Origin of the sequence: Microvirga massiliensis, from assembly GCF_001006805.1 — a bacterium.
Lineage (GTDB): Bacteria > Pseudomonadota > Alphaproteobacteria > Rhizobiales > Beijerinckiaceae > Microvirga > Microvirga massiliensis.
In genome coordinates, this window is the sequence record NZ_LN811352.1 from 449,256 (window position 1) to 464,665 (window position 15,410).

24 protein-coding genes are annotated in these 15,410 nt (G+C 63.5%); 13 read left to right on the forward strand and 11 right to left on the reverse strand.

The window, feature by feature from the left end; translation table 11 throughout:
- Nucleotides 1-415: 415 nt before the first annotated feature.
- Nucleotides 416-586, reverse strand: coding sequence for a hypothetical protein (locus BN1233_RS48295; RefSeq protein WP_187144286.1), 171 nt, complete (start codon nucleotides 584-586; stop codon nucleotides 416-418).
- Between BN1233_RS48295 and BN1233_RS11005 the strand changes: the two genes are divergently transcribed.
- Entirely contained in the window at nucleotides 585-755 is a 171-nt protein-coding gene (locus tag BN1233_RS11005; protein ID WP_244470672.1) for a PilZ domain-containing protein, read from the forward strand. The genes BN1233_RS48295 and BN1233_RS11005 overlap by 2 nt on opposite strands.
- Nucleotides 756-803: 48 nt before the next feature.
- Here the strand turns inward: BN1233_RS11005 and BN1233_RS11010 are convergent, their stop codons facing one another.
- The 3 genes from BN1233_RS11010 to BN1233_RS50515 all read right to left on the reverse strand — a co-directional run bounded on the left by BN1233_RS11010 (nucleotide 804) and on the right by BN1233_RS50515 (nucleotide 2,444).
- The gene (locus BN1233_RS11010) at nucleotides 804-1,124 is read right to left on the reverse strand and encodes a hypothetical protein (protein WP_046863578.1); all 321 of its coding nucleotides are present in this window, start codon (nucleotides 1,122-1,124) and stop codon (nucleotides 804-806) included.
- Between the two features lie 686 nt (nucleotides 1,125-1,810).
- Nucleotides 1,811-2,317, reverse strand: coding sequence for a TadE/TadG family type IV pilus assembly protein (locus BN1233_RS11020; RefSeq protein WP_046863580.1), 507 nt, complete (start codon nucleotides 2,315-2,317; stop codon nucleotides 1,811-1,813).
- Entirely contained in the window at nucleotides 2,310-2,444 is a 135-nt protein-coding gene (locus tag BN1233_RS50515; RefSeq protein ID WP_280139388.1) for a hypothetical protein, read from the reverse strand. Before BN1233_RS50515 ends, BN1233_RS11020 begins: the two co-directional genes overlap by 8 nt.
- Nucleotides 2,445-2,922: 478 nt before the next feature.
- Here BN1233_RS50515 and BN1233_RS45910 point away from each other — a divergent pair, with 478 nt between their 5' ends.
- Entirely contained in the window at nucleotides 2,923-3,201 is a 279-nt protein-coding gene (locus BN1233_RS45910) for an excalibur calcium-binding domain-containing protein (protein WP_197094528.1), read from the forward strand.
- Between the two features lie 254 nt (nucleotides 3,202-3,455).
- On the opposite strand, the gene BN1233_RS44610 is transcribed toward BN1233_RS45910, so the two are convergent.
- From BN1233_RS44610 to BN1233_RS11035, 3 genes are all read right to left on the reverse strand, one after another.
- Entirely contained in the window at nucleotides 3,456-3,701 is a 246-nt protein-coding gene (locus tag BN1233_RS44610) for an amidohydrolase family protein (protein ID WP_082145370.1), read from the reverse strand.
- A gap of 12 nt (nucleotides 3,702-3,713) precedes the next feature.
- Nucleotides 3,714-4,070, reverse strand: a complete 357-nt coding sequence (locus tag BN1233_RS11030; protein ID WP_046863581.1) for a hypothetical protein — start codon at nucleotides 4,068-4,070, stop codon at nucleotides 3,714-3,716.
- A 377-nt stretch (nucleotides 4,071-4,447) separates the two neighbouring features.
- The gene (locus tag BN1233_RS11035) at nucleotides 4,448-4,720 is read right to left on the reverse strand and encodes a hypothetical protein (RefSeq protein WP_046863582.1); all 273 of its coding nucleotides are present in this window, start codon (nucleotides 4,718-4,720) and stop codon (nucleotides 4,448-4,450) included.
- A gap of 309 nt (nucleotides 4,721-5,029) precedes the next feature.
- On the opposite strand from BN1233_RS11035, the gene BN1233_RS11040 reads away from it, so the two are divergent.
- The 4 genes from BN1233_RS11040 (at nucleotide 5,030) to BN1233_RS42765 (ending at nucleotide 9,295) form a co-directional block, all read left to right on the forward strand.
- On the forward strand, nucleotides 5,030-7,288 hold the full coding sequence (locus BN1233_RS11040; protein WP_046863583.1) for a spermidine synthase: 2,259 nt from the start codon (nucleotides 5,030-5,032) through the stop codon (nucleotides 7,286-7,288).
- Nucleotides 7,289-7,466: 178 nt separating this feature from the next.
- Nucleotides 7,467-8,150, forward strand: coding sequence for a response regulator (locus BN1233_RS42760; protein ID WP_048707752.1), 684 nt, complete (start codon nucleotides 7,467-7,469; stop codon nucleotides 8,148-8,150).
- Nucleotides 8,151-8,443: 293 nt separating this feature from the next.
- Nucleotides 8,444-8,806 carry a hypothetical protein gene (locus tag BN1233_RS11050; RefSeq protein ID WP_052763753.1) on the forward strand — a complete coding sequence of 121 codons (363 nt, stop codon included), beginning with the start codon at nucleotides 8,444-8,446 and terminating at the stop codon, nucleotides 8,804-8,806.
- Nucleotides 8,807-8,809: 3 nt separating this feature from the next.
- Nucleotides 8,810-9,295, forward strand: a complete 486-nt coding sequence (locus tag BN1233_RS42765) for a ribonuclease toxin HepT-like protein (RefSeq protein WP_052763754.1) — start codon at nucleotides 8,810-8,812, stop codon at nucleotides 9,293-9,295.
- A 46-nt stretch (nucleotides 9,296-9,341) separates the two neighbouring features.
- Here the strand turns inward: BN1233_RS42765 and tnpA are convergent, their stop codons facing one another.
- Nucleotides 9,342-9,671 carry an IS200/IS605 family transposase gene (tnpA, locus tag BN1233_RS11060; RefSeq protein ID WP_210168214.1) on the reverse strand — a complete coding sequence of 110 codons (330 nt, stop codon included), beginning with the start codon at nucleotides 9,669-9,671 and terminating at the stop codon, nucleotides 9,342-9,344.
- Nucleotides 9,672-9,694: 23 nt separating this feature from the next.
- Here tnpA and BN1233_RS11065 point away from each other — a divergent pair, with 23 nt between their 5' ends.
- The 7 genes from BN1233_RS11065 (at nucleotide 9,695) to BN1233_RS11095 (ending at nucleotide 13,969) form a co-directional block, all read left to right on the forward strand.
- Complete coding sequence (locus BN1233_RS11065) at nucleotides 9,695-10,924, forward strand: RNA-guided endonuclease InsQ/TnpB family protein (RefSeq protein ID WP_046863584.1); 1,230 nt, start codon at nucleotides 9,695-9,697, stop codon at nucleotides 10,922-10,924.
- Nucleotides 10,925-10,929: 5 nt separating this feature from the next.
- Entirely contained in the window at nucleotides 10,930-11,136 is a 207-nt protein-coding gene (locus tag BN1233_RS11070; protein WP_052763755.1) for a DUF4160 domain-containing protein, read from the forward strand.
- Complete coding sequence (locus BN1233_RS11075) at nucleotides 11,117-11,371, forward strand: DUF2442 domain-containing protein (RefSeq protein WP_046863586.1); 255 nt, start codon at nucleotides 11,117-11,119, stop codon at nucleotides 11,369-11,371. The genes BN1233_RS11070 and BN1233_RS11075 overlap by 20 nt, the downstream gene beginning before the upstream one ends.
- Nucleotides 11,364-11,642: a helix-turn-helix domain-containing protein gene (locus tag BN1233_RS11080; RefSeq protein WP_046863587.1), complete on the forward strand. Its 279-nt coding sequence runs from the start codon at nucleotides 11,364-11,366 to the stop codon at nucleotides 11,640-11,642. The genes BN1233_RS11075 and BN1233_RS11080 overlap by 8 nt, the downstream gene beginning before the upstream one ends.
- A 542-nt stretch (nucleotides 11,643-12,184) precedes the next feature.
- A complete protein-coding gene (locus BN1233_RS11090) occupies nucleotides 12,185-12,628 on the forward strand; it encodes a polymorphic toxin type 5 domain-containing protein (protein ID WP_046863589.1) in 444 nt (147 codons plus the stop codon).
- A 238-nt stretch (nucleotides 12,629-12,866) separates the two neighbouring features.
- A complete protein-coding gene (locus tag BN1233_RS50520) occupies nucleotides 12,867-13,241 on the forward strand; it encodes an ISAs1 family transposase (protein WP_082145376.1) in 375 nt (124 codons plus the stop codon).
- Nucleotides 13,238-13,969: an ISAs1 family transposase gene (locus BN1233_RS11095; protein WP_048707756.1), complete on the forward strand. Its 732-nt coding sequence runs from the start codon at nucleotides 13,238-13,240 to the stop codon at nucleotides 13,967-13,969. The genes BN1233_RS50520 and BN1233_RS11095 overlap by 4 nt, the downstream gene beginning before the upstream one ends.
- 139 nt (nucleotides 13,970-14,108) lie before the next feature.
- Here BN1233_RS11095 and BN1233_RS11100 read toward each other — a convergent pair whose 3' ends face one another.
- The 3 genes from BN1233_RS11100 to BN1233_RS11110 all read right to left on the reverse strand — a co-directional run bounded on the left by BN1233_RS11100 (nucleotide 14,109) and on the right by BN1233_RS11110 (nucleotide 15,381).
- Complete coding sequence (locus tag BN1233_RS11100; protein WP_046863590.1) at nucleotides 14,109-14,417, reverse strand: helix-turn-helix domain-containing protein; 309 nt, start codon at nucleotides 14,415-14,417, stop codon at nucleotides 14,109-14,111.
- Nucleotides 14,418-14,459: 42 nt separating this feature from the next.
- Nucleotides 14,460-14,828, reverse strand: a complete 369-nt coding sequence (locus BN1233_RS11105) for a type II toxin-antitoxin system RelE/ParE family toxin (protein ID WP_046863591.1) — start codon at nucleotides 14,826-14,828, stop codon at nucleotides 14,460-14,462.
- Between the two features lie 187 nt (nucleotides 14,829-15,015).
- Entirely contained in the window at nucleotides 15,016-15,381 is a 366-nt protein-coding gene (locus BN1233_RS11110; RefSeq protein ID WP_046863592.1) for a helix-turn-helix domain-containing protein, read from the reverse strand.
- Nucleotides 15,382-15,410: the final 29 nt, after the last annotated feature.

The following is a 15,410-nucleotide window of genomic DNA, read 5'->3' on the forward strand; positions in this document are numbered from 1 at the left end:
TCACCTCGCCCCTTGTGGGAGAGGTCGCGCGCGACAGCGCGCGGGTGAGGGGTGAACCACTGCGCTATCCTGTTGAGGATAGTGCGAATTCTTCTTCTGAGAGGCTGGCGCCGCCCTCACCCGCCGCCCTTCGAGTGTCGACCTCTCCAATCGAGGGAGAGGTGAGGTGCGCACCGCCGCGTCTTCGCCTCTCTCTTGGGCGAAGCAATGTGTGGGCGCCGTTGCTTCACCTCTCCCCCGGAGGGAGAGGTCGGCTGCGCAGCAGCCGGGTGAGGGGGGAACCGCTGCGGCTGCTTGTTGGACGCGTGACTTGTACACGGCTTACAAACGCGGCGCCACACCCGGACTGGCCGGGAAAGGTGAAGTACAGGCGGGGCGAGGCACGTCGCCCTCCCCTGCCTGCTTTCTCTACGGGTTAGCCGCCCGGGTTGCCCGGGTTGCCCGGCCCAGTCCCTGGCCCGTCATTGACGCGCGGGTTTCCGGGAGGCTGCGGATCATAGCCGTTCCCGACGCCGTTATTGCCCTTCGGGCCGCGCGTGCCCTTGCCCGCCATTGCCCGAGCGCGCAATGGCCTCGGTTCCACCATGGATTGCGTCATCCGTGACATCACCGAGAAAGGCGCGCGGCTGGTGATCACGGGAGACGACGCGCTGCCGTCGGTGTTCGAGCTCGCGCTGCCCCTGAAGAGCCGCAATCACCGGGCGGAGATCGTGTGGCGCAAGGGCTACGAGTGCGGCGTGCGCTTCGTGGCGTGATGTGGCTGCATGGAGCGCTCGGCTCGAAAGCAGAGCGCCTTGATCAGGTCAGTAGCACCGATGCACTTGGACCCGCTTGCCGGGGCCGACATCGTAGCTCTGTGTTTCACAGCCCCGCCGGGCAGCAGCGGCGACATTATCAGGCGGCACAACCATCATGGCTGGGGGCGGTGCCTCGATGACACGCGGCACGATGGATCCTGTGGCGCCAATGATATTGCCACTGGGTGACATGCTGGGAACGACCGGGAGAGGGCTAATGATCAAGCCGTCGGGATAGCGGACTTCCGTATCGGACTGAGCGTTGGAGGTGCCCGGGAGCATGGCTGCCAATGCGAATGCTCCGGCCAGGACAATGCGGCTGCTCATGAGGATCCTCCTCAGAGATGTTGCAAGGCAACAGCGCCGCCCCAGTATCCGCCTCGCGCACCGATCTTATCTCGCGCTGCCCTTCCCGTCACGCTTTTCCGCAGGCAAGAATCCTTCAGAGCTCATTCGAGATCGGCAGGCTTGACGGCCCGACACGGAGCCGGCGTGGGCGCTGCTCTGCGAAGTCATTTGAAGAGCTCCGAACCGCCGAAATTCTCAGGCTCGATGGAATTGCCTGAAAACCAAGATCCCAGCGGTAGCGGCGCCAACGGTCAGGACGACAATCCCGAGTATATGGACCTCGTCGAAAGTTCGGCAGACGAAAATCGGCTCCAGAAGCCGACACGCGGCAGTGCCTACAGTTCGAGCGGTATCATACATGGCGCGGCCCCCCAGCCACTTTATGCGCTGGCTCGGAGGATAAACGACTCCCTCTTGTAATTCCGCTGGCCAAACGGCCATGGAACGAATCCCGAACGGCCGTAGGCCGGCCGGCAGCAAAACCCTCCGGGGCAAATGGCTGGGCAAATTGGAACTACCGGCTCGACTTCCCCAACGCGCGCAATTCCGCGAGTTTCGTGAGATCCAGGGACGACTGTGACGGGCAAGCAGGGACCGAGATCAGTTCGGTCTCTGATGAGCGGCAATCCAAGTAAGTGCGAAACGCCGAATGCAACCCGACTTGATTACCCGCCGATCAACGGCTGCTCGTGCCGCACGTTGAAGGTGAATCCATCGGTGAGGATTTTAGAGGCGATCAGGGGCTTGTAGGTAATAGAAGCTTGGATTCTCACGAACCCATCTGCGAGTCGTGCCGTGTCCACGGTGGCGGTAACGGTAGGCGACAGGCCCGCAAAGATGCCCTTCCGTCCGTCTGCCGTATCCCAAGGGCAGGCTTTGCCGCTGCTCTTCTTGGGGTCGAACGTCCCGAGCATGTCGCAGGGGGTAGGCTTATCGTCCCCCTTGATGCGCGCGGTTACCCAAGCATTGGTCAGATTGGCGGTCAGATAATCAGCCGGAAGGCGCGCGAAATAGCGGGCCGCGTCGCGGACGGACTTATCGATTTGATGGTGAGCCGAGATCCCGAGGCCCAACTCGATCCCACCGAGCATCAGGATGACGAGAATGGGCATAACAAGTGTCGCCTCAACGAGAGCGGCGCCATCCTCGTTCCGCCGAAACCGCTTAAGCATCCCGGTGCCTCCAGTAGAGCAGCGCATGGACCGCATAGGTGACCTCGGCGGCGACGGCCCAATGGGCGGGCGCGGGCTCGTCGAAGGCGGCATCCACGGCCACCATCGCCGCCGCGACAGCTATCACCGGCCCTATCGGCCTCGACCATCCAATCCGATTCATCACCGCCCTAGTCAGTCTTTATTATAACGTAAAAAAGCACAGGCCACCCGAGTTTGACAATCGGCGTTTGATTCATGAGCCGCTCGGGGACCTGGTATCGCTCGGCACCTAGCCTTCCGGCCTAGCCACTTTGCCAGTCACCATCCTCCGGCGGCGGTTTCCAGCCTTCGTGGCGCCCGAGCATCACCGCCCAGGCACAGTCGCGCGGTAGGTCTCGATACTCCTTCGCGCGAGCGGGATCGCCAGACGGCTAGGGTGACAGCTTCTCCAAGCGGAGCCATCGTGCTTGCCGGGGGTTAGCGTTATGGATTCGGGTAAGTCGCACCTTCGGGGCATCGCTGATCTCGAAGATCCCGAGCACTTGGTTGAGTCGCTCACCCGGAGCTATCGTCGCTACAGGTTGCAAAGGCGGCTCTGGCAGGCTGGATTGCTGGCGCTCGTGATGGCGACGGGCGGGGCGGCGGTTTGGGCGCTCCCGCCCCTCGAGCCATTGCCGAGCTGGCCGCCCCGCTCGCTCACGGCAGTCAGAGGGTTGCTGCAGGACATCTCCGCTTCTCCCCCGTCCTCGGTTTGGCCAAGGGGCGGCTCGTTCCGCGATTGCGCCGCCGCGCGGGCGGCCGGGGCCGCTCCGCTACTCCGGGGCCAGCCCGGCTATGGCTCACATCTCGATCCTGACGGTGATGGGATTGCCTGCGAGTGGTCGTGGCGCCACTGGTTCTGATGAGCGGCCGCATCGAATTCAACAACCGCTACTCCAGCATGGATTGTGTGGTCCGCGACATCACCGAAAAGGCGCGCGGCTGGTGATCACGGGCGACGACGCGCTGCCTGACGTTTAGGCTTTCCAAGATCATGCGCGTGTAAGGGCGATATCATCGGCGCATTCCGCCGCGTGGAACTGGACTCAAGAGAGTTGCGGCCTGACATCACGGAATTTGCAGTTGATATAGGAAGCAAGCCGCAAGTTTGCGCGGGCTACCCTGGGACATCTATTCTGTAAAAGCGGGCGGCGTTGCGGCTGAACAGCTTCTGCTGGTCCTCGGGCGAAAACCCAGCCACGATTTCGCGAATGCCCTCGACGATGGTTGCGAACGAAGCGCGCAACATTGCCACTGGAAAATTACTGGCAAACATACAACGCTCGATGCCGAAAATCTCGATCGCCTCGAGAACGACCCGTCGGTTGCTTTCGAGGGTCCAGGGTTCGAGATTGCGAGTGATCTGCGCCTGCCGTCAGAGGCTGGCGTAAATGGGCCGGCCCTTGCGGAGCGGCGGCATCGGGCTCGGGCGCTTCTTGATCGGCGTCACGCTCGGCTTCGGAGCCTCGGCGCACACGAACTCCCGCACCGGTTGGTGGGGCGAGCGTCCCACATGGAAAACCGAGACACGGCATTTCGCCGACGGCTCGCCTCCGACCGTCACTTCTTTCAGCGGTTTGCCGGCGAGCGGCTGCGTCTCGAGCTTGTTCGAGGGCGTTGAACCGGTGATCTCGGGCTGAGCGCCGGGGCTGCCGCTCTCCTGCGCAGCGGCGGGAAAAGCCAGGCCGAGGCCGGCCGACAGTATCGCCACGAAGATGAGAGCAGGTCTCAACGGCGCCTCCACGCCCCCGGAGTTCTTGGGCAGGATGCCCTTGGCAGATGAGATTATGGTGAGGGAATGGTTAAGGTCCAGAGGAGTTTTGAGGTGGGGTTTTCTGCGAGGTCGGCGTAGCCACCCTCACCCGCCACCCTGCGGCCGTCGACCTCTCCCCTCGAGGGAGAGGTGAAACCTCGCCTCTCCCCTTGTGGGAGAGGTCGGACGCGAAGCATCTGGGTGAGGGGTGTCAGCGCCGCGGCTGCCCGTCGAACGCGAGACCTGTGCACAGCTTGCAGACGGGGCGCCACACCCTCACCGGCCGAGGAAGAGGCAAGGTGCAGGCGGGTTGAGCGCTGGCGCCCTCCCCGCCTGCGCCCGTCACGTCTTAGCGGTTAGCCACCACCCCGGCGTCCCGGGCTACCCGGCTTGGTCCCTGGCCCGTCATTGACGGGCGGGTTTCCGGGAGGCTGCGGATCGACGCCGTTGCCGACGCCGTTGTTGCCCCTCGGGCGACCGCCGCCCCCGCCCGAGCGCGCGATGGCGTCGGTGGTGAGCGAGGTCGAGAGGAGCATCGTCACTGCCGGTGGAGTTACGACAGCGAAACGCCCGCAGTTCTTCAGGAATTCGCGCCGGTCGTTGTCGGCCGACGCATTTCTGTCTTCCATATGGACCTCCACGTACGCGACGCCGGAGACCGGCGTCGGGCATCAACGGTCGAGGCAGCAGTTCTGTTCCGGATTCTTAGACGTTTGACAGCACAGGGTGATTGGGGGTGGCCGTACGGCTACCGTTCTCCGCCAAGGCTTTCGGGACTCCGGGATAGTTCGCCAAGTACCGTATTCCGGAGCTCTGCAGCGCGAGACTTGTTAACCAGAATTAGACACTGTGCCGCATACTGGCGACATATTCATGTAAACCATTAACTGGTCCTTCCAACCCTCCTTGGTATCTTGCTGCACCCGAGGAGCGGCAGAATGTCGGCAAGTGCATCCATCGCCCGGAAGAGCAGCGCTTCTTCCCATACCGCGACCATCATTCTCTTTTCGCTGGCGATCTTTACGTCCGCGTTTCTTCTTTTCGGCGTCCAGCCGATGTTCACCAAGATGGTCCTTCCGATTCTTGGTGGGTCTCCGTCGGTCTGGTCCGTCGCAATGGTGTTTTTCCAATCACTTCTCCTGCTCGGATATGCCTATGCTCATTGGCTCACCCGGAAATTGAGTCCTCGGCAGGCAGTCCTCGTCCATCTCACTTTGATGGCCGCGGCCTTCCTTACGATGCCGATCGCAGTGTCGGAGGCATGGGGAAAACCACCGGCAGAACCATCCGCCTCATGGCTACTAATCCTGTTTGCCATCTCGGTCGGTGCGCCGTTCCTGGCCGTCGCCGGCAATGGCCCCTTGCTGCAGGCCTGGTTCTCCAGCACGGGACACGTGCAGGCCAAAGATCCCTATTTCCTCTATGCGGCCTCCAACATCGGGTCATTCGGCGCGCTGCTGGCCTATCCGGCCATCATCGAACCCGCGCTGCCCCTCAAGGCACAAAGCCTCTCCTGGACGGTTGGTTTCGTTGCCTTGGCCGGATTGATCGGCGCCTGCGGCATCCTTGCCATGCGTTCACGCGCGACCGTGAGCGGAGCCGAAAGGATCGCTGGCGCTCCAACCTCCCGCATTTCATGGGGAGATCGGCTGGCCTGGGCCGGCATTTCGTTTGTCCCATCGGCGCTTTTGGTAGCGGTCACAGCGCACATCTCCACGGATGTCGCAGCCGCGCCGCTCCTGTGGGTCGTTCCATTGGCGCTGTATCTGCTCACCTTCGTCCTTGCATTTCGACGAATTCCGATAATTCGCGAGAGCCTCGGCTGGCGCTTGCATGCCTATGCAACGGGCTTGGCGTTTCCCTCCATTGCCGGAACCGAGTTCACGGTTGGGCTCTTAGTGCCTCTCCTGTTGATTTTTACCGCGAGCCTGATGTGCCACGTGGCTCTCTATGCGCGTCGCCCGGATTCTACGCATCTTACAGAATTCTACCTTTTCATATCTCTCGGTGGAGCGCTGGGTGGCATCTTTTGTGGGCTCATTGCGCCACAGATCTTCTCCAGCGTTCTCGAATACCCGATCCTCATCATGGCAGCGCTACTCTGCCGCCCCGGCATCGCTGGTTATCGGTTGCGGAGCTGGTTGCAGGAGGCTGTCATTCCTCTTGCAATATGTGCGACTGCAGTTGTTATCGGATTTGCACTCTCAAGTATTGTAGAACCGCCCTACGCAAAATGGCCCTACCTCATAGCTCTAGTAGTGCCCGCGGTTGTGCTGGCGGCGGAGTGGCGAAAGCCATCCCGAATGGCAGTTGCAGCCGTTACACTCGCCGCAGCCCTAATTTTGCAGCCGGGGAAAAATCTGGGCGCTGAGCGCTTCAGGTCCTTCTTCGGTGTTCATAGTATCGAGACCTCCCAGGATGGTCGATTCCGCTTGCTGTTCCATGGGACAACTCTGCATGGCGCCATGCGGCTGACCAACGACGACGGGACTCCTGCGACCGGCCGACCGGAACCCATCACCTATTATGCGTTCGATGGTGCGATCGGCCGTGCCATCGCGGCCGTGCGGGAGGTGCGGGGCGGCGTGCTCGATGCCGTCTCGGCCGTCGGCCTTGGCTCGGGGAGTCTCGCTTGTCACGTCCAACCCGGCGAGGGCTGGACGTTCTTCGAGATCGACCCCCTGGTCGTTCGCCTCGCGCGCGATCCGAACCGCTTCCGCTTCCTCTCGGAATGCGCACCATCGGTGCCGATCGTCCTCGGTGACGCGCGCCTGACGTTGGAAAACCACAGTGCAGGGCAGGATCTCACCATCATCGACGCCTTCTCGTCCGACTCGATCCCGGTGCATCTCGCAACCCGCGAGGCCATGCGCCTGTACTTCTCGAAACTGGACGAGGCCGGAATCGTCGTATTCCATATCTCGAACCGCCACCTCGATCTCACGCACATCCTGGCACGGATCGCGGCCGAGGACGGATTGGTCGCATATTCGCTTCGCGACAGCGTCGGAAAGGAATTCCGAAAGAACTACAAGACGTCGTCCCACATCGTCGTCATGGCGAGAGATTCTGTTCATCTCGGCAGGCTCACGAAGGATCCTGACGCGAGGCTCATTCAGCCGGACATGACACGTCGGCCTTGGACGGACGATTACTCCAATATCCTGGAGGCGATCTTCGACAATGGGCGCCGCTGAGCGCTGACCTGTTCTGCAGGCCCGGGCCCGCCGCAGATCGTGTCGCGGGCCGCGCGTTAGCCATATTGTCGAATTGTGCCGGCGTGTCCGGGCAGTCCCGCGCCGGAAGGCCTCTGTCGACAATCCGCTGACCACTTCGTTAACCGACCTCGTGTTCCTTGCCGCCATGGGGATACACATGGACAAGCCGATTACCGTTCTGATCGTCGAAGACGAGCCGGTCACGCAGGAGATCCTGGCCAATTATCTGGCCCGGGAGGGGTTCGCGGCGCTCGTCGCCTCCACGGGCGAGGAAGCGCTCAGCATCCTGCGCCGCGCCGGCGCCGCGGTGGACTGGCTGTTTACGGACATCAACCTGCCGGGCTGCGTCGATGGCTGGATCGTCGGGTCCGAGTTCCATCTCAGCTATCCGCTGCGGCCGGTGGTTTACACCTCGAGCTTCGCGGCCACCTCCACGGCCCGCGCCGCGGCCTCGGTCTTCGTGACGAAGCCCTACAGCCCGGCCGACGTCGTCGCGATCTTCAAGCAGCTCGCGCGCACCGCCGCGGCCACCGAGCAATCGACCGTCGAGATCATGGGCCGGAAGGCTCCGCCGGAGGCGAACCCCGCGCGGGTGCTCGAGAAGCGCAGCCTGCCCCGCCGCCGCGCCCTGCTGCGCGGCCGCATCGAGTTCAACAACCGCTACTCCACGATGGATTGCGTGATCCGCGACATCACCGAAAAAGGCGCGCGGCTGGTGATTACGGGCGACGACGCCCTGCCCTCGGTCTTCGAGCTCGCCCTGCCCCTGAAGAGCCGCAACCACCGCGCGGAGATCGTATGGCGCAAGGGCTACGAGTGCGGGGTGCGCTTCGTGGCGTGAGGGGCGCTTCTGCTCGAGAGATTGGCGCCGCCACTCCTTTTTTGAGGCGTCGCGCAGCCACCCTCACCCGCCGCCCTTCGGGCGTCGACCTCTCCCCTCGAGGGAGAGGTGAAGCTTCGCCTCTCCCCTTGTGGGAGAGGTCGGACGTGAAGCGTCCGGGTGAGGGGTGCCAGCGCTGCGCGTTTCCTGTTGAACGCATGAGTCGTGTTGTGCTTCCAGATGTTGCCCCTATCTCGTTGGGGAAGCACCGAAGGGCAGCATTGGAACGAGCGTCGACAAGCCGGCTGGAACGTTTGACGGCGGAACGGACATCGGACCGGGTCCGCACGGCGCGGGCTCGTGTGCTCCGCTTTCTCGATGCTGTTCGCAATGAGCCGTTCGAGATCTGCATCATCGGCTCGCTCGCGACCGATCGCTTCGCGCTCCACTCGGACGTCGATCTTCTCGTGCGCCGAGCCATCGACACGAAGGCCCGCATTCGCGTGGAGCAGCTAGCCGCGGCGGCCTTCCGGGGATCCGGCATCCCCTACGATCTCATCTTCGCGTGTGACCTGACGCCGGCCCGCCTCCAGGAGTTCGAGCATGATCTCGTCGAGCCATCCCGCCTTCGCGAAGCTTGGGCCGAAGCTGGAGCGGGTGCAGCGGGAGATCGGTAGTCTGTGGATGATTTCCTGAGGCGTTACGATTCCCTGGCGCCCGAGATGGTTTCGGAATGGGGGCGCACCACCGTCGTCGCCTCGGCCGTCGCCAATGCCTATAACGGCATCGAGGATGTGCTCACGAACATCGCGCGGGACATCGATGGCGCGGTACCGCAAGGCGAATCCTGGCACCAGGACTTGCTCGACGAGATGCGCGCCGAACTGCGCGACACCCGCGCCGCCCTTCTGGACGAGCGCCTTCACGGTCTTCTCACGGAACCCAAGCCGCGGCTTGATCCTTATGCCAACATTTGTATATCTGGCATGGAAGCGATTGAGGGACCATGCCGACGGTATTTGTCGAGGCCGGCTACCGTTTCTTCTTCTACTCGAACTTGCGGCCAGTGCACCCGCCAGACCGCGCAGCGGTTGGCGGGTGGTGAAGGCCGCCCGCGCGAAGCGCTTCATCAGGGCTGTTCTGGTTCTCAATGTATTACCGGATGATCGAGAGCGGAGCGCCGCCACAGGTGATCACGCAATAGGATCGGCTTCACAGGACGGGCTTACGATAGACCTTGTTGATCTCCGCCGCGAACTCCTTGCGGATCAGGCGAGACGTGGTGGTCTTGAGGTTGTTCACGAAGCCGCTCAATGCGAGGTCGGGCGACAGCGATACGAGCAGGTGAATGTGGTCGGGCTCTCCGTTCATCTGCAGGAGTTCGCCACCCCAGCCCTCGCACCGCGCCTGAGCGATCTCCCGCAGTCTCGCCAGCATCGCAGCCGTCAGACAACGTTGGCGGTACTTCGTGACGATAACCAAGTGGTAGTGAAGCGCGTAAACGCAGTGATACAGCTTGGAGACGCTGACTTGCTTGTCCATACAACCAAGCCCATCTTGAGCACATGCCGCTTGTCCACCGCCGCGTCACTTACAAGCTCTATCCGTCGTCCCGGCAGGCGGCGATGCTGGAGCGCGTGTGCGACTTGCACCGGGCTTTGTACAACGCAGCGTTGGAGGAGCGCATCGAGGCATACCGCAAGGCAGGCCAGTCGATCTCCTTTGCCGACCAGTGCAGGAGCCTGACGCAGATCAGAGCCGAGGATCCGGCCTATCTCGCCATCAATGCGCAGTCCGCCCAGGTTACCCTCAAGCGGCTCGACCGCGCGTTTCAGAATTTCTTCCGGCGCGTGAAGGCCGGGCAGACGCCGGGCTTCCCGCGCTTCAAGAGCCGCGACCGCTTCCCGGGCTTCGGGTTCAAGTCGCATGGCGACGGCTTTCGGTTCACCCCCGGCCAGGGCTGGCGGCACGGCACCCTCCACCTCTCGGGCATCAGCGCGATGCGGGCGCGGGGCGAAGCGCGCACGCCGGGTGAGGTCGTCTGCGCAGACCTTCAGCGCACGGCCGACGGCTGGTTTCTCTCGCTCGTCGTGGCCTGCGAGCCGCACCGCGAGCGCACGGGCGATCGAATCGGCGGGCTCGATTGGGGCGTCGAGACCTATGCCACGCTGTGCCATGGACCGTTCGCGTTCGAGGAGGTCGAGAACGACCGCTTCCTCGCGGCCGAGCAGGATGCCCTGCGCGAGGAGCAGCGGGCGTTGTCCCGTGCCTTGCGGGGCAAGCGCTCAAAGCGGACCGCCAGGGCCCGGAGGCTCCTCGCCCGGCGCGCGCGTCGCCTCGCCAACCGGCGCAAGAATCGCACCCATCAGGTCACGGCGCGGCTCGTGCGCGAGCACGCGCTGATCGTGACCGAAGATCTGGCGATCCAGAATATGACGGCCTCCGCCCGAGGGGATGCTGTGAAGCCGGGCACGAATGTCCGCCAGAAGGCGGGCCTGAACCGGGCGATCCTCGATACGGCTCCCGGGAGTTTTCTTTCAAACCTGCGCATCAAAGCGGAAGAAGCTGGATCGCAGATCATGCTCATCGATCCGCGCCAGCACAAACCGAGCCAGACCTGCCCGATCTTCGGCATGGTCCGGAAGAAGGGCTTGAGCGAGCGCACGCACGCCTTGCCGGACGGTCGGGTGATTACACGCGATCAGGCCTCGGCGTGGGTGCTGTGGAACATCGGTCAGGAACTGGCCGCGGCCAAGAGGCCCGAAACCGTGGTCAGAGCCGCGCAAGCGGCTTGAGGGCGGTGGTTCATTCGAACGAAGGAAACCCGCGCGAGCCGGTTCACGTTCATGTCGAGCACGGAGATGGTGAAGCCAAGCTATGGATGTCACCCATGCGATTTGATTACACAGACGGCCTGAACAGCAAGGCGCAGGCCGAGATCCTTGAGCTGGCGCAGAAGCATCGCAAGATCATCGGGAGGGCGTGGCGTGAGCATTTCGGCGAATAACGTGTCCTTCGACGCCTACAACATGTGTGTCGAGCTGTCGGACGGGCGCACTGTCACCGTGCCGCTGGCGTGGTTCCCTCGCCTGCTGAAGGCTACCCAGGCGCAGCGCCAAGTATTCCGAATCGGGCGCCGCGGCATCCACTGGCCGGAGCTCGACGAGGATATCTCGATTGCCGGGATTCTCGAGGGGCGCGGAGATGTCACTCGCCACCGCAGGGAGGCCGCGTATGACTGAGCAGACCTTCGCCAGCGTCCGGGATGCCCTGACAGACACGCCCGAAGAGGCAGAGAACATGAGGGTCCGGTCCCAGCTTATGACCGAGCTGCGCCAGCATCTGGCCGAGCGCAAGCTGACACAGGGCGAGGCCGCGAAGGTGATGGGCGTCACCCAGCCGCGCGTGTCCGATCTGCTGCGCGGCAAGATCGACCGCTTCAGCATCGACATGCTGGTGAACATGGCCTCGCGTGCCGGGCTGCATACCAGGATCACGCTCGAGGCGGCGTGATGCGTTGCGCCCTATCCGCGCCCCAACAGAACGGCGCGAGGCTGAAACCCGCGCCGCTACTGGCCTCTCACCGCATGAGCGTCAGATCGTAACTCTGGTTCACCACACAGCGCTGACTCGACCAGCTCCAGCTTGGTCTTCAGGTCGACGACGTCCCACAGCATCTTGCAGTTGACGTCGTGGCTGCCAGTTGACGTCGTGGCTGCGCTCCAGCGCGGTGTGCAGCCCTCGGTGTTCGAGCTCGCCCTGCCCCTGAAGAGCCGCAACCACCGCGCGGAGATCGTATGGCGCAAGGGCTACGAGTGGGGGGTGCGCTTCGTGGCGTGTGGGGCGCTTTGGGTTGAGAGACTGGCGCTGCCACCCTCACCCGCCCCTTCGGGGCGACCCCATCAAGAGTGAGGTGAAGCCTCCCCTCTCCCCTTGTGGGAGAGGTCGGACGCGAACACGAGCCCCGGCCGCTGCCGGACCTGTGAGGCAACCCTCACTTGAGGTGAATACCGCCGTGATAGAATGCTCCTCGTATTCGTATCACGGGGATTGCAATGGCAAGTCGCAAGCGGACAGATGCGCAGCGGCTCTTCATGGAATGGGCTCTCGCGAAGATCATTGCACGAGGGGAAGCTCATCCCCTGTCGTTTCTGGTTGATCTGGAAGCGAAGAATTGGAAGGCCCGCCACGGATCGCGGCGAAAGAATTCGAAAGAGGACGATGTGGCCGTGCAGGCCGGTCATCTGATCAGCTTCAAGTCCGGCGCACCCGAGAGACTGGCGCTGGAGGATGCCGACTATAATCAGGAAAAGAACTACACCATCGAGTGTCAGAGAGCGGGCGGCATCGTCATCACCACGGCCGTCTCGATCGAAGGAATCCCGGTGGAGTCTGCAACGGCGCAGATGTGGGACCGCCTCGGGGTGCTGAAAACCAAAGGCCTCGTCAAGTCCGCGCCACCGCATCTCGGCTGGGCGAAGGACGATCCGGGGAAATGATCCGGGAGCCAGCACTCCATACCGATGCGAGAGTTGAAGGGCGGCATCGGAACAGGCGTCGACGCCGGCGCAGCCACCCTCACCCGCCGCCCTCCGAGCGTCGACCTCTCCCCTCAAGGGAGAGGCGGAGCTTCACCTCTCCCCTGGAGGGCAGGGTGATTGCATGTGAGTAAAGGTGCCGTTGGCGTAGGCTCTGGACTGGATTCAGATCGCCTCTTCGGAAGAGGAGGAGGTCGGGATGCAGAACTTTCGTGTGATCTTCGCCGCAATTCCCGATCCGCGCGACCTCAATGCCCAACATGACCTGACCGAGATCCTGTTCATCATGGTCGCGGCCAGCCTGTCGGGCGCCAACAGCTGTGTCGGCTTTGCCGAATACGGGCGCGCCAAGGAGGCGCTCTTGCGCCGGTTCCTGACGCTGCGGCACGGCATTCCCGCCCACGACACCTTCTCGCGGGTGCTGCGCCATCTCGACCCGCAGCCCCTCGAGGCCGCCCTGACCTGCTTCGTCGCCGCGCTCGGGGCGGCCCTCGGCCAGCCCGGCACCGGCCCGATCGCGCTCGACGGCAAGCGCGCCTGCGCGGCGCCTACGACACGGGCTGCGCTCCTATGAGCCCGATCGTCGTCTCGGCCTATCTGCACGAGACCCGGATGGTACTCGCCCAGACCCGCGCGCCCCACTGCAGCGAGGTCGAGGGCACGCTTGCGCTCCTGCGTCTGATCGCACTCGCGGGCGCCACCGTCACGGCCGATGCCCTGCACTGCACCCGCCGGATGGCCGCCGCCCTGCGGGCGCGCGACGCTGATTACGTCCTGACCCTGAAGGGCAACCGCTCGCGCCTGGCGCGCGACGCGGCGGCCTTGTTCGCCCGGGCCGGCGACGGTCCCCCGTTTGCGGAAGCCGGCGAGCAGGGCCATGGCCGGCGCGAGCACCGCGTCGCCTGGGTGATCCCGGCCCCGGAGCTGGCCGAGCGGCATCGGTTCCGGGACCTTGCCGCGCTCGGGCGCATCGAGAGCTGGCGCAAGGTCGGCGACGGGCCCGAGATCATGCAGGGCCGTCTCTTCGTGCTCTCGCGCGTGATGCACCCGCACGAGCTTCTCGCGACCGTGCGCAACCATTGGCGGATCGAGAACAACGTGCATTGGGAGCTCGATGTGGTCTTTCACGAGGAGGCCTGCCGGACCCGCAAAGACCATGCGCCGGTCAATCTCGCGCTCTTGCGCAAGATTGCACTCAATCTTCTGCGCGCCCATCCGGCCCAGAAGTCGCTCACCATGAAACGACAGCGCGCCGGATGGGACGATGTTTTCCTGATCGAGCTCTTGACTTACATGCGATGACCCTACCCCCGGAGGGAGAGGTCGCCCCAAAGGGGCGGGTGAGGGGTGTCAGCGCTGCGCGTCAAAGCCAAAGAACAGCACACGTCAAACAACCAATCTTCCCAAGCCTCTGCCCCTTCACCTGCCTCTCCGTCCAGGATCAGGCCGCCTCGAACTCGTCCTGCAGGGCTTCTTTCACCGCTTCGGGGTTCCGGGAAATCACGAGCAGATAGGCGCGCGCAGACGTGTCGGGCCGGCCGCGGCCTTGCTCCCAGTCGCGAAGGGTGGCCAGCGGAAAGCCGAACGTTCTGGCGAAGCACTGTTGTGTCATGCCAACGCTCTTGCGGATCGCTTTCACGTCGATGTCCGAAGGAACGTGCACCCGGTAGGTTGCGGGATCTGCTTCGCCACGTGCGATGGCCTGCGCTTCCTTCGCTGCCTGCAACAGGCGCTTGCCTAGTGTCGTCATGTGTCTCTTCTCCGTGTGGTAGGGCTCCCGTTTGGAAGGCGATCATGGCCGCATGCGCCGTACCTTCGCGCGAACTCCCTTGCGGTAATCATCCGCAAGCGTACCAAGGATCTGCCGCAGGGCGTTGCGGTCGGCCTGGCTGATGTCGGCCCGCTGTCCCTTGTCGACGAGGGCGAGGAGGAACACGGGCACGTCTTTGGCAGCGTAATAGGTGATGACTCGGTAGCCGCCTGACTTGCCCCTGCCTTTTCCTCCAATCCGAACCTTGCGGGCTCCACCCGTGCCGGGGATGATATCCCCTGCCAGCGGATTGGCTCCTATGATCGCCGCAATCCCGGCAATCTCACCGTCATCTAAACCGGCCGCCTTAGCATCCGCCAAGAAGGTGGGGGTCTGGATGACCGTGTGCATGCCAGTAACGATACGGGCAGCCCGTAGTTCCGTCAAGGCGAGAATACGGGCTGCCCGTAGTTTCTGGAGTCCGCGAAAAAGGACGGCGCTGCCGCTGCCTCGCCTCCCACTTGTGGGAGAGGTCGGCTGCGCAGCAGCCGGGTGAGGGGTGCCGGCGCTGCGCGTCAAAGACAAAGAACAGTACACGTCAAACAACCAACCTCCCCAAACCACCGCCCCTCACCTGCCTCTCCGTCCAGGATCTGGCCGCCTCGATCGCGTCTTGCAGGGCTTCTTTCACCGTTTCGGGGTTTCGGGAAATCACGAGCAGATAGGCGCGCGCGGTCATCTCCGGACGCGCTCGTCCCTGCTCCCAATCGCGCACGGTCGATAGCGGGAAGCCGAAGGTGCCGGCAAAGTGCTCCTGAGCCATGTTGAGCTTGCGCCGGATCGCCTTCACGTCGACATCTGCGGGCACATGGACGCGATAACGGGAACGGTCCGCCGTACCATTCGCAAAGGCAGCAGCGTCCTTCAAACCGGCTGCAATCTTGTCGAAAGCCCTTTTGGTCATGAGCCTCTCCTGGATGCCTGGTACTCTAG

Excerpts from the sequence above, each read along its gene's own strand:
- BN1233_RS45910 (WP_197094528.1), top strand. The coding sequence starts at position 2,923 with ATGGCGACGGGCGGGGCGGCGGTTTGGGCGCTCCCGCCCCTCGAGCCA.
- BN1233_RS11105 (WP_046863591.1), bottom strand. The coding sequence starts at position 14,828 with ATGCACACGGTCATCCAGACCCCCACCTTCTTGGCGGATGCTAAGGCG.
- BN1233_RS11035 (WP_046863582.1), bottom strand. The coding sequence starts at position 4,720 with ATGGAAGACAGAAATGCGTCGGCCGACAACGACCGGCGCGAATTCCTG.
- BN1233_RS48295 (WP_187144286.1), bottom strand. The coding sequence starts at position 586 with ATGGTGGAACCGAGGCCATTGCGCGCTCGGGCAATGGCGGGCAAGGGC.
- BN1233_RS11095 (WP_048707756.1), top strand. The coding sequence starts at position 13,238 with ATGAGCCCGATCGTCGTCTCGGCCTATCTGCACGAGACCCGGATGGTA.
- BN1233_RS11005 (WP_244470672.1), top strand. The coding sequence starts at position 585 with ATGGATTGCGTCATCCGTGACATCACCGAGAAAGGCGCGCGGCTGGTG.
- BN1233_RS11110 (WP_046863592.1), bottom strand. The coding sequence starts at position 15,381 with ATGACCAAAAGGGCTTTCGACAAGATTGCAGCCGGTTTGAAGGACGCT.
- BN1233_RS11065 (WP_046863584.1), top strand. The coding sequence starts at position 9,695 with ATGCCGCTTGTCCACCGCCGCGTCACTTACAAGCTCTATCCGTCGTCC.
- BN1233_RS11010 (WP_046863578.1), bottom strand. The coding sequence starts at position 1,124 with ATGAGCAGCCGCATTGTCCTGGCCGGAGCATTCGCATTGGCAGCCATG.
- BN1233_RS11040 (WP_046863583.1), top strand. The coding sequence starts at position 5,030 with ATGTCGGCAAGTGCATCCATCGCCCGGAAGAGCAGCGCTTCTTCCCAT.
- BN1233_RS11080 (WP_046863587.1), top strand. The coding sequence starts at position 11,364 with ATGACTGAGCAGACCTTCGCCAGCGTCCGGGATGCCCTGACAGACACG.
- BN1233_RS42760 (WP_048707752.1), top strand. The coding sequence starts at position 7,467 with ATGGACAAGCCGATTACCGTTCTGATCGTCGAAGACGAGCCGGTCACG.
- BN1233_RS50520 (WP_082145376.1), top strand. The coding sequence starts at position 12,867 with ATGCAGAACTTTCGTGTGATCTTCGCCGCAATTCCCGATCCGCGCGAC.
- tnpA (WP_210168214.1), bottom strand. The coding sequence starts at position 9,671 with ATGGACAAGCAAGTCAGCGTCTCCAAGCTGTATCACTGCGTTTACGCG.
- BN1233_RS11020 (WP_046863580.1), bottom strand. The coding sequence starts at position 2,317 with ATGCTTAAGCGGTTTCGGCGGAACGAGGATGGCGCCGCTCTCGTTGAG.
- BN1233_RS11100 (WP_046863590.1), bottom strand. The coding sequence starts at position 14,417 with ATGACGACACTAGGCAAGCGCCTGTTGCAGGCAGCGAAGGAAGCGCAG.
- BN1233_RS11090 (WP_046863589.1), top strand. The coding sequence starts at position 12,185 with ATGGCAAGTCGCAAGCGGACAGATGCGCAGCGGCTCTTCATGGAATGG.